Genomic DNA, 14,256 nt, shown 5'->3' with positions numbered 1-14,256 from the left:
CGCAGCGGGCTTTTTGCTTTATAAGTAGTGCCCTTATTCGGTTACCCAGGTTACTTTCTCGGCAATGGGCTTGCGCAGGTTGCGGCCGGGCGGCTGGGCCACGTAGCCCAGGTAGAAAAAGCCCAGCAGCTTGTCCTCCGGCCCCAGGCCGAAGAAGGGCTTGGCTTCTTCCAGGTAGGTGATGCCGCCCGAGCCCCAGTAGCCGCCCAGGCCGTGGGCCACAGCTGATAAGTGCAGGTTTTGCACGGCGCAGGCCACAGCCTCCACTTCTTCTATTTCGGGCAGCACGTGGTGGCGCTTCAGGCCAATGGCAATGACGTGGGACGCCAGCAGCGGATTCTGGGCCAGCTTCTGGGCTTTCTTCTCATCCACAAACTCCCCGGCCTGCTGGCGGTATAGGCCCGCCTGAAAATCGGCCAGCTTCCGCAGCCCCGCGCCCGTGAAGACCACAAAGCGCCAGGGCTCGGTGCGCTTGTGGGTGGGAGCCCAGTTGGCGTTTTCCAGCAACTGCTGCACAACGTCGTCGGGCACGACGCGGCCGGGCTCGAACTGCACGGGCTGAATGCTGCGCCGGGCCCGGATGAGGGCGTCGAACTGGGCAGGAGTGGGCAGGGAGGTTTCGGCAGGGTCGAGCATCAATAGAAGCAGGATGAAGTAGGAGACAAAAAGACCGTCATGCTGAGCCAAGTCGAAGCATCGCTACCGCAGTACTAATTCAATTTAGTTTGGCGGTAGCGATGCTTCGACTTGGCTCAGCATGACAGACGCATGAACAGCCAGTTTACTTTAACTAGCCGCTTAGTGGGCCGGCAGCAGCTTGGGGTCGTCGGGGCCGGGGTTGAGGCGGTCCTGGTCGTGGTGGGAGCCGCCGTGCTCGTCGTCGGGCTTGTAGTTGGCTTCCATTTCGGCCAGCTTGGCCTTGCCGTAGGCCAGGCGCGTGATGAGCACGTAGAGCACCGGCACGATGAAAATGGCCAGAATGGTAGCCGAGAGCATGCCACCCAGCACCGTCCAGCCGATGGTCTGCCGGCTCTGGGCCCCGGCGCCGGAGGCAAATACCAGCGGCAGTACGCCCAGAATAAAGGCCAGGGAGGTCATCACGATGGGGCGCAGGCGCAGCCGCACGGCTTCCAGGGTGGCCTCCACCAGGGGCATGCCTTTGTCGACCCGCTCTTTGGCGAATTCGATAATCAGAATGGCGTTTTTGGCCGACAAGCCAATGAGCGTAATCAGACCAATCTGGGCGTAGACGTTATTGGTGAGCTTGGGCAGGAAGGTCAGGGCCAGAATAGCCCCGAAAGCGCCCAGCGGTACGGCCAGCAGCACCGAGAAGGGCACCGACCAGCTTTCGTACAAGGCCGCCAGGAACAGGAATACGAAGGCAATGGACAGGGCGAAGATGTACACTGTTTGCCCGCCGGCCAGCAGTTCCTCCCGCGTCAGGCCCGAAAACTCGAAGCCATAACCCTGGGGCAGGCTCTGGGCCGCGGTTTCCTGCAGGGCCCGGATGGCGTCGCCGGAGGAGTAGCCCGGGGCCGCGTTACCGTTGATTTCAGCTGAGCGAAACAGGTTGTAGTGCGAAATCAGCGGGGCGCTTTCGGTGCGCTTGTAGCTGGTGAGCGTGCTCAGGGGCACCATGCCGCCCGAGGAGTTGCGCACGTAGTACTGGCCCAGGTTGCTGATGTCGGCGCGGTACATGGAGTCGGCCTGGGTCACGACCCGGAAGTTGCGGCCGTACACGGTAAAGTCGTTCACGTAGGCCGAGCCCAGGTAGGTGCGCAGGGCCGTGCCAATATCCGAAATCGAAACGCCCAGCTTCTTGGCTTTTTCCCGGTCGATGGTGAGCTGGTAGCCGGGCGTGTTGGCGGTGAAAAAGGAGAAGGGGGCCGCAATTTCGGGCCGCTTGCGCAGGGCCCCCAGGAAGTTCTGGAGCTGGGCGTCGAAATTCTTGATGTCGCCGCCGGCCTCGCGCTCCTGGAGCACGAAGCTAAAGCCGCCGGTGTTGCCCAGGCCCGGAATAGCGGGCGGGGAAATGACCACGATGTTGGCTTCCTTCAGGCGGCTCAGGCGCTGCTGCACGGTGGCAATCAGGCCCTGGAGCTGCACTTCCTTGTCTTTGCGCTCTTCCCAGGGCTGGAGCTGGCAAAACACCGTGCCGCTGTTCGACTTCGACGAGAAGTTTACCGCGTTCAAGCCGCCCAGGCCGGCGTAGTGCCGGATGCCCTTGATCTGGCCCAGCTCCTTCATAATCTCGTGCAGGGTACTCACGGTGCGCTCGGTCGAGGAAGCTTCGGGCAGGTTGAAGGTCACAATCAGGCGGCCCTCGTCTTCGGTCGGGATAAAGCCCGAAGCCTTGTTTTTGAACAATAAGCCCGTGCCGGCCACAATGCAGAGCAGGATAATGACTACCAGGCGGGAGCTTTTGATGCCGCGCTGCACCCCGTTGCCGTACTTGTTGGTTACTGTATCAAACCAGGTGTTGAACCGGTAGAAGAACTTGTCGAGGCCCCGCGAGTTCTCGTCGCGCTTGTGGGGCTTGAGCAGCAGCACGCACAAGGCCGGCGTGAGCGACAGGGCCACAAAGGCGGAAATAACCACCGAAATGGCAATGGTAATGGCGAATTGCTGGTACAAGCGGCCGGTAATGCCGGGAATAAAGCCCACGGGCACGAACACCGCGGCCAGAATCAGGGCAATGGCAATAACGGGGGCCGAAATTTCGCGCATGGCGGCCAGCGTGGCCTCCAGGGGCGAAAGTCCCCGCTCGTTCATGTTGTGCTCCACGGCCTCGACCACCACAATGGCGTCGTCGACCACAATACCGATGGCCAGCACAAAGCCGAACATGGTCAGGGTGTTAATCGTGAAACCCAGCGGAATGAAAAAGATAAACGTGCCGATAATGGACACCGGAATAGCCAGCACCGGAATCAGGGTGGAGCGCCAGCTCTGCAGGAACAGATACACCACGATAATCACCAGAACCAGGGCCTCGACCAGGGTGTGCAGCACTTCCTCGATAGACACCTTTACCACAGAGGCGGCTTCAAACGGCACCACGTAGTCCAGGTCGACGGGGAACTGCTTTTTGAGCTGCTCCATGGTGGCTACCACGTTTTCGTAGGTTTCCAGGGCGTTGGCGCCGGGCGCCTGGTATACGAGTAGGTAGGCCGCGCGCTTGCCGTCCACGAAGGAGTTCGAGGCGTAGTTGAACTTGCCCAGCTCCAAGCGGGCCACATCCTTGAGGTAGACCACCGAGCCGTCGTCGGGCCGGGTTTTTACCACGACGTTGCCGAACTCCTCGGTCGTGGTCAGGCGGCCTTTCACGAACACGATGTACTCGAAGGTCTGCCCGGTCTGGGCCGGGGGCGCCCCGATGGAGCCGGCGGCAATCTGGGCGTTCTGCTCCTGAATGGCGGCCGTGACTTCCTGAGCCGTGACGCCCAGCTGGGAGAGTTTATCCGGGTTGAGCCACACCCGCATCGAGAAGTCGTCGGCCCGGCTCACGATGTCGCCCACGCCCTTGGTGCGCAGCAGGGCGTCCTTGATAAACACGTTGGCGTAGTTGTCGAGGAAAGTGGTGTTGTGCGAGCCTTTGGGGGCGTAGAGGGCCACTAGCATCAGAATACTGGGGTTGCGCTTGCGCACCACCAGGCCCAGGCGCTGCACTTCCTGGGGCAGGGTCGGTTGGGCAATGCCCACGCGGTTTTGCACGTCGAGGGCGGCAATGTTGATGTCGGTGCCCACTTCGAAGTTCACCGTCATGCTCATCTGCCCGTTGCTGGTGCTGTTGCTTTGCAGGTAGGTCATGCCGGGCGTGCCATTTACCTGCACTTCCACGGGCGTGGCCACGGTCTGCTCCACGGTCTGGGCGTCGGCCCCGGTGTAGGTGCCGCTCACCGATACCGTGGGCGGTGTAATTTCCGGATATTGCCCCACGGGCAGGTTCAGGATGGCCAGCACCCCGACCAGCACAATCACCAGGGAGGTGACAATGGCCGTGACGGGGCGCCGAATAAAGGTTTCTGCAATCATGATGCGGTAGTTATACTTGATGCCCGTTTAACCGGGCTTCATGCTGAGCATGACGTTCATATCTTATTTGGCACCTGCTGTAGGGGCGCCGCCCGCGGCCGCGGCAGGCGGGCCGGTCTGGATAGCGCCGCCGTCGCGCAGGCGGTTCAGGCCTTCGGTCACGATCTGGTCGCCTTCCTTAATACCTTCCATAATCACGATCTGGTCGCGCAGGCGGGGGCCGAGCTGCACTTTGCGTTGCACGGCCTTGCTGGAGTCGCCGGCCACGAAGACGAAGTTTTCGCCCATCTGCTCGACCACGGCCTTGAAGGGAATTACCACGCGGCGGCCCGACTGCCGGTTGAGCACGCGCAGCACGGCGCTCATGCCGTCCTTGAGCTGGCGCTTAGAATTGGGGAACTGCACCCGAATCTGCACCGTGCCGGTTTGCTGGTTCACGCCCCGGTCGATGGCCAGAATCTTGCCCGGCTGGTCGTAGCGGGTGCCGTCGGGAAGGTCCAGGCGGAAGGTCGAGTCGGCGCGGCCGCCGGCGGTGCGCTGCAGGGCTACGAAGCGGGCCAGGTCGGCTTCCGTAATCACGAAGTCGACGCCCATGGGGTCTTCGCCGCTGATGGTATTGAGCAGCGTAGAGCCCGGGCTAACCTGGGAGCCCAGCCGCACCTGTGAAATGCCGATACGGCCCGAGAAAGGCGCTTTGATCAGGGAGTAGTCAAGGTCGGTGCGGGCGGCTGCCACGCCGGCCTGGGCTACGGCCACCTGGCTCTGGGCCGTGGCATAGGCCGTCTGGGCGTTGTCGACGATCTGGCGGGCAATGGCATCCTGCTGAGCCAGGCGCTGGTAGCGGTCCAGGTTTACCTTGGCGTTCTGCACCACGGCCTGGGTGCTGCGCAGGCCTGCCAGGGCCTGCTGGTAGGAGGCCTCGTACTTGCGCCGGTCAATTTCATAGAGCGTTTTGCCCTTGGTTACTACCTCGCCTTCCTTGAAGAAGATACCGGTGATAAACCCGGCCACCTGGCTGCGCAGCTCCACGTTATTGATGGCCACCACCGTGGCCGGGTACTCATCGTAGTACACCGCATCGGTAGTGCGGGCCGCTACCAGCGTCACGGGCGTAGCCGGCGGCGGACCGGCGGGCTTGTCGGCCTCTTTGTTGCCGCAGCTGGCCAAAAACAGCAGGCCGGCCGCGTAGGAGAGGGCAAGAATCGTCTTTTTCATATCAGGGTAATTCTATAGAGCTCAGAGTATAGAACTCAGAGCGTAGAAGCAGGGAAGGCGGAAAAGGAAGGCAGCAGCGGAGAATAGCAAGCTTGAGCTAGGTACGTTGAACAGTCGAAGCTCTACCATCTACGCTCTGAGTTCTAATAAGCCGTGGCTAGGCTGCCCTGGGCGCGTAGCAGGTCTACTTTGCTGCTGAGCACCTGAAACAGGGCGCTGTAGTAATTGAGCTGGGCGGTGCGCAAGGTGGTTTGGGCCACAATCAGGTCAAGGTAGGTTTTGATGCCCTCCCGGTACTGCAGATTCACCACCGAGTACACTTCCTTCGACAGGGCCAGGTTGCGCTGCCCGATGAGGTAATCGGCATAGTAGCCTTTGTACGTAGCCAGGGCCTGCTCAAACTCGGTGTTGATGCGGTTGCGGGTGGCAATGATGTCCTGGTCGAGGCGCTGGTCGGTGAGCCGCTCGCGCCGCAGGTTTTGCAGGCGCCGCCCACCCTGAAAAATCGGCAGGCTCAGCTGCAGGCCCGCATAGGAGCTGGGGAAACGCTGACTATACAGGTCGCCGAAGTTGTTGTTCTGAAACAACGAGTTGTAGTTGCCAAAGGCCGACAGCGAAGGCAGGAACCCCCAGCGGTAGTAGCTGATCTGGGCTTCCTGCAGCACTTTCTGGGTTTGCAGCTGCTGAATCTCAATGCGGTTGGCCGTTTCCAGGGCTACCGTTGTGTCGACCACCGCGTCGCGCATCAGCCGCAGCGTGTCGTACTGCAGCGTCAGGGGCTGCTGCCCGGGCAGGCCCATGAGCTCCTTCAGGTAAGCCGACTTGGCCTTGATGGCTTCCACCGCCTGCTTGCGGGCCACAATAGAGTTGTTAAGCGAAATTTCGGCCTGCTTGTAGTCAATCTTGTCGACGATGCCCGCGTCGTAGCGGGCCCGGGCATCCTGCAGGCTGCGCTGCAGCCGCACAATATCCTCACTGAGCACGTCGAGCTGGCGCTGGGAGAGCAGCACGTCGTAGAAGGCCTTGCTCACGCCCGATACCACGTCGATGCGCGCGCTGGTGGAGTTCTGCTGGTAGAATAGCCGCGAGGGCCGGGCACTGCGCAGGGCCAGCTGCACGTCGTTGTTGTAAATAGTTTGGGTGGCGGCCAGGCCAATGGTAGAGGTGTTGCGCAAGCCAATCTGGCGGGGCACATTCACACCTTCTGCGTTCGGAAACACCGTGTAGGGTAGCTGGAAGTAGTGCTGCCCCGTGGCATTGAGGCCCACCTGGGGCAGCCAGCCGGCCAGTCCGATACGGATGGTGGCCTCGTTGGCTTCCTCATCGATGCGGGCCTGGCGCAGCAGGGGCTGGTTCTGCAGGGCAAATTGCAGGCACTGCTCCAAGGAATACTGGCTTGTAGCGGGCGGGGGCGTGGTGGGCTGGGCCAGGGCCAGGAAAGGGGCAAGCAGAAAAAGGCCAACCAGTGACCAAACAGCTTGTTGATTTTTTTTCATAGCGGGTAAACTATGCAGCTGGCTGGGGGCAAGCTGCAGCATAAGTGTCCGGACCAATACCCGGGGGCATGGTATAGCACAGAATAAGCATTGGGTGCCAGGCCGGAGGGATGGAGCAGCCTGGCAAAGGGTAGGATAAGCTCGGAACCAACTCTGGGTGGCGGTCTGGGCCCCGGCCACCGAGTCGGCAGGATACACGCAGCAGGCAGCACGTTTTGCTGCTGCCAGCCGCTCCGTGGGTGCGGGTGCGGCTGCAAGCCTGTTAAACCGAAGCGCCCGGGAAAAGTTATGCCTCAGTTGGTCTTTTCCGGACGGCCCCGGGTTTAGCGGTGCGTCGGTGGTTGCAAAGTCGGGTCGGGCGCGGCCGGGTTGCACGGGGGTGGGGATAAATGCATCCTTCGCCGCCGGGCTTACGTATGCGGCTCCCAAGAGCCGACCTTCCTACGCGTATGCACCTGTTGTCCCCTTCCCCCCTTATCGACTTATCGTATCGTCCCGACCTGCATATCCTGGTGATGCGCTGGCTGGGCACGGCTGACGAAACGGAAATCAAGCGAATTTACCGGGCCGTGGAAGCGGCCAACGAGCAGCAATGCCGCTTCTGGCTGATTGATGCCCGCCGCCGGGCCAGCTTCAATCCCGAAATTACCACATGGCTGTTTGAGAAGTTTGTTCCGGCCATGGCGGCCCAGCTTGGGGGCCCGCTGTATTTCAGCTACCTCGTGGGCCCGACTCACCTGGCCGGGGCACAGGAGTTTTTGCAAGGCCATTTTCTGCCCGGGGGGCCCGAGCGGCCGTACCGCCTACACTACGCCGGCGAAGAAAGAGAAGCCACCGACTGGCTGCTGCAGGCCCGCGAAGCGGTATCGGTAGACGGCCGGTAGCCCGGCCAGACCGGTTTTCGGCGGGATTTCTTACCAAATGTAGCCGAGAGATGCTTACTTTATAGCTTGTACTTATTGCTTTGCTGAAGTAATGCCGGCTGCCTCTTCTTCTTCTGCCCAACTGAGCGCCGAGGTGCTGCAGGTGTATGAATCTTTACCCGATCCTTACCTTATCCTGAGTCGGGAGTTCGTCATCTTGGCCGTTACGGATGCCTACCTGGCCGCTACGCTTACCTACCGCAGCGTGCTGCTTGGCCGCACCGTGTTCGAAGCATTTCCCGAAAACCCGGCGGCGACCATCCCGGCCGAGCATTCGAGCTACAGTCTGCGGGCTTCGTTTGAGCGGGTGCTGGCCACGGCGCAGCCCGACCAGCTGCCCGTGCAGCGCTATGATGTGCGCTGGCCCGAAGCTGGATCTGAAGTGTTTGAAGAAAAGTACTGGCGCATCCGGAACACGCCGATTCTGGCGGCCGATGGCACCGTGCAGGGAATTATCAATAAGGTAGTGGACGTTACCGAACTCGTCCAGCAGGGTCACCGCATCGAGGATCTAAGCCGCGAGGTAGACCTGACCAAGGCCCTGCACCAGAGAAACAGCCTGCTGGTGCAGCAGCTGCAGAAAGCCACCCTGCTGCTCGATACCATCAACGAGGCCTACCTGGAGATAAACACCAGTGGCGAATACACCTACCTCAACCGGCGCGCCGAAGAGCTGCTGGGCGTCGGCCGGCAGGACCTGCTCGGGCGGCCCCTGGCCGACACAGCTCTGGCGGCCTTAGGCCCCGAGGCCCAGCAGCTGCTACAACGGGCCCAGCAGACCGGGCAGCGGGCTGAGGGCGAGTATGTGTGCCACCGGGTCGGGCACTGGCTCTACATGTCGGCCACCCCGACCAAGGACGGCGTGATTGTGCTCTTCTACGATATTCAGGCCGTGAAGGAGTCGGGCGAGAAGCTGCGGCAGGAGCACCGGCGCTTGAAAGAGTCCCAGGCCATTGGGCATATTGGCAGCTTCGAGGTAGTAGTGGCCAGCGGGCAGGTGTACTGGACCGACGAGCTCTACCGCATTCATGGCCTGGAGCCCCAAAGCCAGCCGCTGACGGTGCAAGACACCCTGGATTTCCTGTACCCGGAGGATGAGTGGGCATTTCGGGAGCTGCTGCGCAGTTTTGCCAGCCAGGGCCGCTTCGTGCTGGTGCACCGCATTCGGCGCCGCGATGGAACGGTGCGTTTGGTAGAAACCCGTACCGAGGTGCAGCGCGATGCGCACGGGCAGATCAGCACACTCTACGGCACGGTGCAGGATGTAACGGAAATGAAGCAAGCCGAAAAAGAGGCCCGCGACAGCGCCACACAGTTTCAGACGCTGGTGGAAAATACGCCGGACATCATCACCCGCTGGAATCAGCAGCTGCACCTGATTTTTGCCAATAGCGCCTACAGTCAGCGCATGGGCAGGCCCATGGCCGAGCTATTGGGTAAAACCAACCGCGAGATGCTGCACCCCGAAGCCGTGGCCGGGCCCTGGATGGAAAAACTGCGCCTCGTACTGGACACGGGCCTGGCCCAGGACCACTACAACTCGGTAGAAACGGCGGTGGGTATCAAGTATTTCTTTTCGCGGCTGGTACCGGAAAAGGCGGAAAATGGCTCGGTACTCAGTGTGCTAGCCATTGCCCGCGAAATTACCGATATCAAGCGCCTGGAGAAAGAGCACCTGCACCTGCAGCTCTCCCAGCAAAAACAGCTGCTGAATGCCGTATTGGAAGCCCAGGAGGTAGAGCGGCGGCGCATTGCCGAGAGTTTGCACAATGGGCTGGCGCAGGTGCTCTACGCCACCAAGCTGCACCTGGAGCAGATTCAGCCTTCCCCCCAAAGTCCCACGTACCAGCAGGTGCTGCAGGCCAAAGTGCGGGCCGGGCAGTTTTTGTCGGAAGCCATTAAAACGACCCGAACCATTTCGCACGAGCTGATTCCGACCACGTTGGAAGACTTTGGCCTGGCCGCGGCCATCAAGGATGTGTGCCAGCAGATGAGCCACGGGGTGCTCCGGATTCAGTGCCAGGTAACGGGTCTTAGCGAAGTTCCGCTCGAAAAATACCTCGGACTGGCCGTGTACCGGCTGGTGCAGGAGCTGGTCAACAACATTGTAAAGCACGCCCAGGCTACCCAGGCCCGGGTGGTGGTAAACCACGACGTGACGGCTATTCGCCTCACGGCCCAGGACAATGGCCGCGGCTTCGACCCCCAGCAGCCCCATAAAGGCATTGGCTTGAAAACCTTGCGCGACCGGGTAAAGCTACTGGGCGGCACCGCCGACATTTTCGCCGCCCCCGGCCAGGGTACTACCGTGACGGTCTGGTTTCCGGTTGAAAGGGAATAGACTCGGCGGTAAGGCTACATAAATAGCTTGCGCAACGCCCACAGGCTCCACACAATCACCATCAGGCCTACGCCCACAAACATCCAGCGGGTGGGGATGCGGCCGGCCAGGCGGGCCGCAAACGGAGCGGCGGCAATGCCGCCCACCACCAGGCCCAGAATAATCTGCCAGTGGGTGATGCCGATGGTGGCAAAGAAGGTAACGGCGCTGGCAAAGGTGACGAAGAACTCCGTGACGCTCACCGAGCCAATGACGTACTGCGGCGTGCGGCCCCCGGCAATAAGCGTGCTGGTCACCAAAGGGCCCCAACCGCCGCCGCCGAAGGAGTCGAGGAAGCCGCCGGCCGCGGCCAGCAGCCCGAGTTTCTTGTGCTTGGTGCGGGCCTTGCCGGGCTTGCTGAAGGCTTTGGTCAGGATGCGGGCCCCGAGCAGCAGCAGGTACACGGCCAGCAGGGGCTTGACGTAGGCCCCGTAGGTTTCGCCGAAGCGCGACAACAGGTAGGCCCCCGTAATAGCCCCGAGCACGCCCGGAATCAGCAGCACCTTGAAGAGCTTCTTGTTCACGTTGCCGAAGCGGTAGTGGTGGTAGCCCGAGGCCCCGCTGGCAAACATTTCGGCGGTATGAATGCTGGCACTCACGGCCGCCGGCGCGATGTTGATGCTCATCAGGCTGATGGCCGTCACGACGCCGTAGCCCATGCCCAGCAGCCCGTCCACAATCTGGGCCCCGAAGCCGATGGCCACGAAGATGTAGAACATCCGGGCGTTGGAAGCCACGTCCCAGACCTGGTGCCAGGTAACGTAGTACGACAGGATGTTGAACACGAGCATGGCCGCAAACGCCAGCAGCGAAGCCGTGGCAATCTTGCGCCAGCGCGCCGCCGCCGGCGACTCATACGCCGGCCCGCCGGCCAGCTCGGCCGTCACCGCGTTCAGCGACTTCACCTTGTTGGCAAAGTCGCCAGCCAGCTTGCCGCGGATGATGGTCATGTGCTGCAACACTTCCTGTAGTTCATTGGGCAGGGCATCGGAAAGCACCGCCCGCAGGCGCTTGGCCACCGTGGGCGACTTGCCGTTGGTGGAAATGGCAATTTTCAGGTCGCCTTTCTGCACAATGGAGCCTAGGTAGAAGTCGCACTCGTCGGGCGTGTCGGCCACGTTGCAGAGCAAGCCCAGCTCGGTGGCGTGGGCCTTGATGCCGCGGTTGAGTACGGGGTTGTCGGTAGCCACGAAGATGATGTCGTGGCCCACCAAATCGACGTGGGTGTAGGCGTGGTGGCGCAGTTGCAGCTGCGGGTGGGCCTCGGCCAGGAGCTGAATGCCGGGCAGGAAGGTCTCACTGACGACGGTGACGGCCGTCGCCGGGCTGTTGCCCAGGATGGCCGCCAGCTTTTCCAGGCCCACGGCCCCGCCGCCGACCACCAGCACCCGAAACTTTTCCAGCTTCAGGAAGATGGGAAACAGGTTGTTACCTGTCGGCACGGCCGGGCCGGGCGGAGCCAGCGGGGGCAAGGCTACTTCGGAAGGAAGGGGCGAGGTCATGGAAAGGTGATTGGCGGACGAAAGAACAGGCGGGCAGAAAGGAGCGGAGCAGACAGAACCCGGCGCTAGGCGTGGAAGTTCTGCCCGTGGGTGGTAGCGGCCACGACGCCGCGGCGCACCACGAAGTCGCCGAACCGTTCGGCGGGCTGCCGCTCGGCGGCGTAGGCTTCGAGCAGGGGCGTGAGCTCCCGCAGGATTCCGTCTTCGTCGAGCATCTCGCGGTAGAGCTTGTTGAGCCGCTCCCCGGCGTGGTTAGCCCCTAAGTATAAGTTATATCGGCCAATTGCGCGCCCCACCAGCCCGATTTCGCCCAGGTAAGGCCGGGCGCAGCCGTTGGGGCAACCCGTCATCCGAATCAGGATGCCGTCGTCGGTCAGGTTGTTGGCCCGGATGACGTGGTCAATCCGGTCGAGCAGCTGCGGCAAATACCGTTCGGCTTCCGCAAATGCCAGGGAACAAGTGTTTAACGCAACACAGGCCAGGGAGTTAAGTCGAAGTGCGGTCTGTTTTTCGGTCTTGCTCCACACCCCGTTTTCTTCCAGAATAGCCTGGAGCCGACTACGGTGCTTGGGCTCGACGTTGGCAATGGTCAGGTTTTGGTTGCCGGTCAGGCGAAACTGGCCGGTGTGGAAGCCGGCAATTTCGCGCAGGGCTGTTTTGAGCAGGTAGCCGGGCTTGTCGTACACCCGGCCGCCCTCGATGAAGAGCGTCACGTGCGCTTTGCCATCGGGGCCGCCGTTCCAGCCGAAGGCGTCGCCGGAGGTTTCAAAGCGGTAGGCCCGGGCCGGCGTGAGTTCGTAGCCCAGGCGCCGGTGCAGCTCAGTCACGAAGGCGTCGAGGCCGACCTTGTCGATGGTGTACTTGAGGCGGCTGAACTTGCGGTTTTCCCGGTTGCCCCAGTCGCGCTGAATAGTCAGCACCTTCTCGCACACGTCCACCACCTTGTCGGCCGGCACGAAGCCGATGACATCAGCCAGGCGGGGGTAGGTTTCGGGCATCCCGAACGTCATACCCATACCGCCGCCGATGGCCACGTTGAAGCCCAGCAGTTGCCCGTTCTCCTCAATGGCGGCCAGACCAATGTCGTTGGCAAACACGTCGGCGTCGTTGGTGGGGGGCACGGCTACGGCAATCTTGAACTTGCGGGGCAAATACGTCTTGCCGTAAATCGGCTCCACGTCTTCCTGCTCGCCCTCGTTGATGGCACTGGAGTACGTCGATTCGCCGTTAAGCCACAGCTCCCAGTAGGCCGTGGTGCGGGGCGTGAGGTGGTTGCTGATGGCCACCGAGGTTTCGTACACCTGCCGGTGCAGCTCCGATTCCTGCGGGTTTGAGCTGCACATCACGTTGCGGTTCACGTCGCCGCAGCCCGCAATGCTGTCCAGGAGCACCTGGTTGAAGCCGGCAATAGTCTGCTGCAAGTCGCGCTTCAAGACGCCGTGAAGCTGGAAGGTCTGGCGGGTCGTGAGCTTGAGCGTGCCGTTGGCGTAGGCGTCGCTCAGCGCGTCCAGACGCTGCCACTGGTCGGCCGAGGCCACCCCGCCGGGTACCCGCACCCGAATCATGAAGGAGTAGAGCGGCTCGAGCTTCTGGCGTTTCCGCTCACTTTCCAGGTCCCGGTCGGTTTGCTGGTAGGAGCCGTGAAACTTAATCAGGTGGGTGTCGTCGGGGTTCAGGGCCCCGGTCACCCGGTTTTGCAGGCTGTCGTCGATGGTGCCGCGCAGGTAGTTGCTGGCCTGCTTGACGTGCTCGACTTCGGAAAGCTTTATCTGGTCAGCCATTACGGTTGGGGAGTTACGGGGGAAGTGGGCGTGGGCGCCGAGGCTACGGCGGGCCGCAAGTCGAAATTGTGGAAGTAGAAAAGCCGGATGGTGTGCTGGTTGCGGTACACACCCGCGGCCGGCAGCTGCTGAAACAAATGCATGTAGCCGCCCTGCAGCTGGGCGTGCTTGTTGAGTTGGTAGACCAGGCCCGCAAACAGCCGGTTCTGGTCGAAGTAGTTGAGGCGGATTTCCTTACCGAAATTCATCATCACCTCGTTGTTGAGCAGAAACTGCACCCCGCCCGGCTCGAAGCCCCGCTTGCTCAGGGGCACAAACAGGGCCGCGTTGTAACGGGTGCGGTAGTTGAAGTCGAACTCGTCGAGCCGCTCGTTGCTGCGAATCGTGCGCCGGAAGCGCTCCTCCAGCCGCACCCACTGCATCAGTCGAGCCTTGGGGAATTTGGTGAACCACTGCACCTGCTGCCAGGGCCGGTGCTCGGCCTGGGCTATGGTGCGGGCCCCGTCGGGGAAATGGTGCACGAAAGCGTAGCCCCCGGTCAGGCGCACGTCGTCGGTCAGGTAATACGTCAGGCCAACGCGGGCCACGCTCTGGAAGGCCGATTCCACGAAATGGTCGTGCAGACGCAGGTGCAAATCGGTCCAGGAACCCCAGTGTTGGGAAAAGCGCGTTTGGTTGAACACGCCCAGCCAGGTTTGCCGCTCCTGCACGTACTCTTTCTGGGCGCGCAGCGGGGAGGCGGCGAGCAGCAGGAGAAAAAGCGAAAGGAGAAAAAGGCGTTTCATGGAAAAAGCTGAGCTAGCAAACTATTCTAGTTCCCCTCCTTATTTTCAAGGAGGGGCTAGGGGTGGTTTCATCGTTGAACGAGGCTAGAGCCAGTGCTAAAAACTCGTTCTGACGACGGAACCACCCCGCCCTTCGGGC

Annotated in this window: 9 protein-coding genes; 2 read left to right on the top strand and 7 right to left on the bottom strand. The window is 61.7% G+C overall.

What is annotated here, in order from left to right; all coding sequences use genetic code 11:
* Positions 1-33: 33 nt before the first annotated feature.
* From E5K02_RS19330 to E5K02_RS19315, 4 genes are all read right to left on the bottom strand, one after another.
* On the bottom strand, positions 34-636 hold the full coding sequence (locus E5K02_RS19330; RefSeq protein WP_135396988.1) for a nitroreductase family protein: 603 nt from the start codon (positions 634-636) through the stop codon (positions 34-36).
* A gap of 162 nt (positions 637-798) precedes the next feature.
* Positions 799-4,035 (bottom strand): efflux RND transporter permease subunit, encoded by a 3,237-nt coding sequence (locus tag E5K02_RS19325; RefSeq protein ID WP_135396986.1) that lies wholly within the window; start codon positions 4,033-4,035, stop codon positions 799-801.
* 63 nt (positions 4,036-4,098) lie between these two features.
* Positions 4,099-5,250 carry an efflux RND transporter periplasmic adaptor subunit gene (locus E5K02_RS19320; RefSeq protein ID WP_135396984.1) on the bottom strand — a complete coding sequence of 384 codons (1,152 nt, stop codon included), beginning with the start codon at positions 5,248-5,250 and terminating at the stop codon, positions 4,099-4,101.
* A 143-nt stretch (positions 5,251-5,393) separates the two neighbouring features.
* A complete protein-coding gene (locus tag E5K02_RS19315) occupies positions 5,394-6,746 on the bottom strand; it encodes a TolC family protein (RefSeq protein ID WP_167856496.1) in 1,353 nt (450 codons plus the stop codon).
* Between the two features lie 449 nt (positions 6,747-7,195).
* Between E5K02_RS19315 and E5K02_RS19310 the strand changes: the two genes are divergently transcribed.
* Together E5K02_RS19310 and E5K02_RS19305 are read left to right on the top strand one after the other, a co-directional pair.
* Positions 7,196-7,630: a hypothetical protein gene (locus E5K02_RS19310; RefSeq protein ID WP_135396980.1), complete on the top strand. Its 435-nt coding sequence runs from the start codon at positions 7,196-7,198 to the stop codon at positions 7,628-7,630.
* 91 nt (positions 7,631-7,721) lie between these two features.
* Positions 7,722-10,010, top strand: coding sequence for a sensor histidine kinase (locus E5K02_RS19305; RefSeq protein WP_135396978.1), 2,289 nt, complete (start codon positions 7,722-7,724; stop codon positions 10,008-10,010).
* Between the two features lie 14 nt (positions 10,011-10,024).
* Here the strand turns inward: E5K02_RS19305 and E5K02_RS26185 are convergent, their stop codons facing one another.
* From E5K02_RS26185 to E5K02_RS19290, 3 genes are all read right to left on the bottom strand, one after another.
* Complete coding sequence (locus E5K02_RS26185; protein WP_135396976.1) at positions 10,025-11,551, bottom strand: TSUP family transporter; 1,527 nt, start codon at positions 11,549-11,551, stop codon at positions 10,025-10,027.
* 65 nt (positions 11,552-11,616) lie between these two features.
* Positions 11,617-13,332, bottom strand: a complete 1,716-nt coding sequence (gene cysI / locus E5K02_RS19295; protein WP_135396974.1) for an assimilatory sulfite reductase (NADPH) hemoprotein subunit — start codon at positions 13,330-13,332, stop codon at positions 11,617-11,619.
* Positions 13,332-14,117: a DUF2490 domain-containing protein gene (locus tag E5K02_RS19290; protein WP_135396972.1), complete on the bottom strand. Its 786-nt coding sequence runs from the start codon at positions 14,115-14,117 to the stop codon at positions 13,332-13,334. Before E5K02_RS19290 ends, cysI begins: the two co-directional genes overlap by 1 nt.
* Between the last annotated feature and the right edge of the window lie 139 nt (positions 14,118-14,256).

The sequence above is a fragment of the Hymenobacter metallicola genome (genome assembly GCF_004745645.1).
Taxonomy (GTDB): domain Bacteria; phylum Bacteroidota; class Bacteroidia; order Cytophagales; family Hymenobacteraceae; genus Hymenobacter; species Hymenobacter metallicola.
This window is presented reverse-complemented; position numbering and strand designations above follow the sequence as displayed.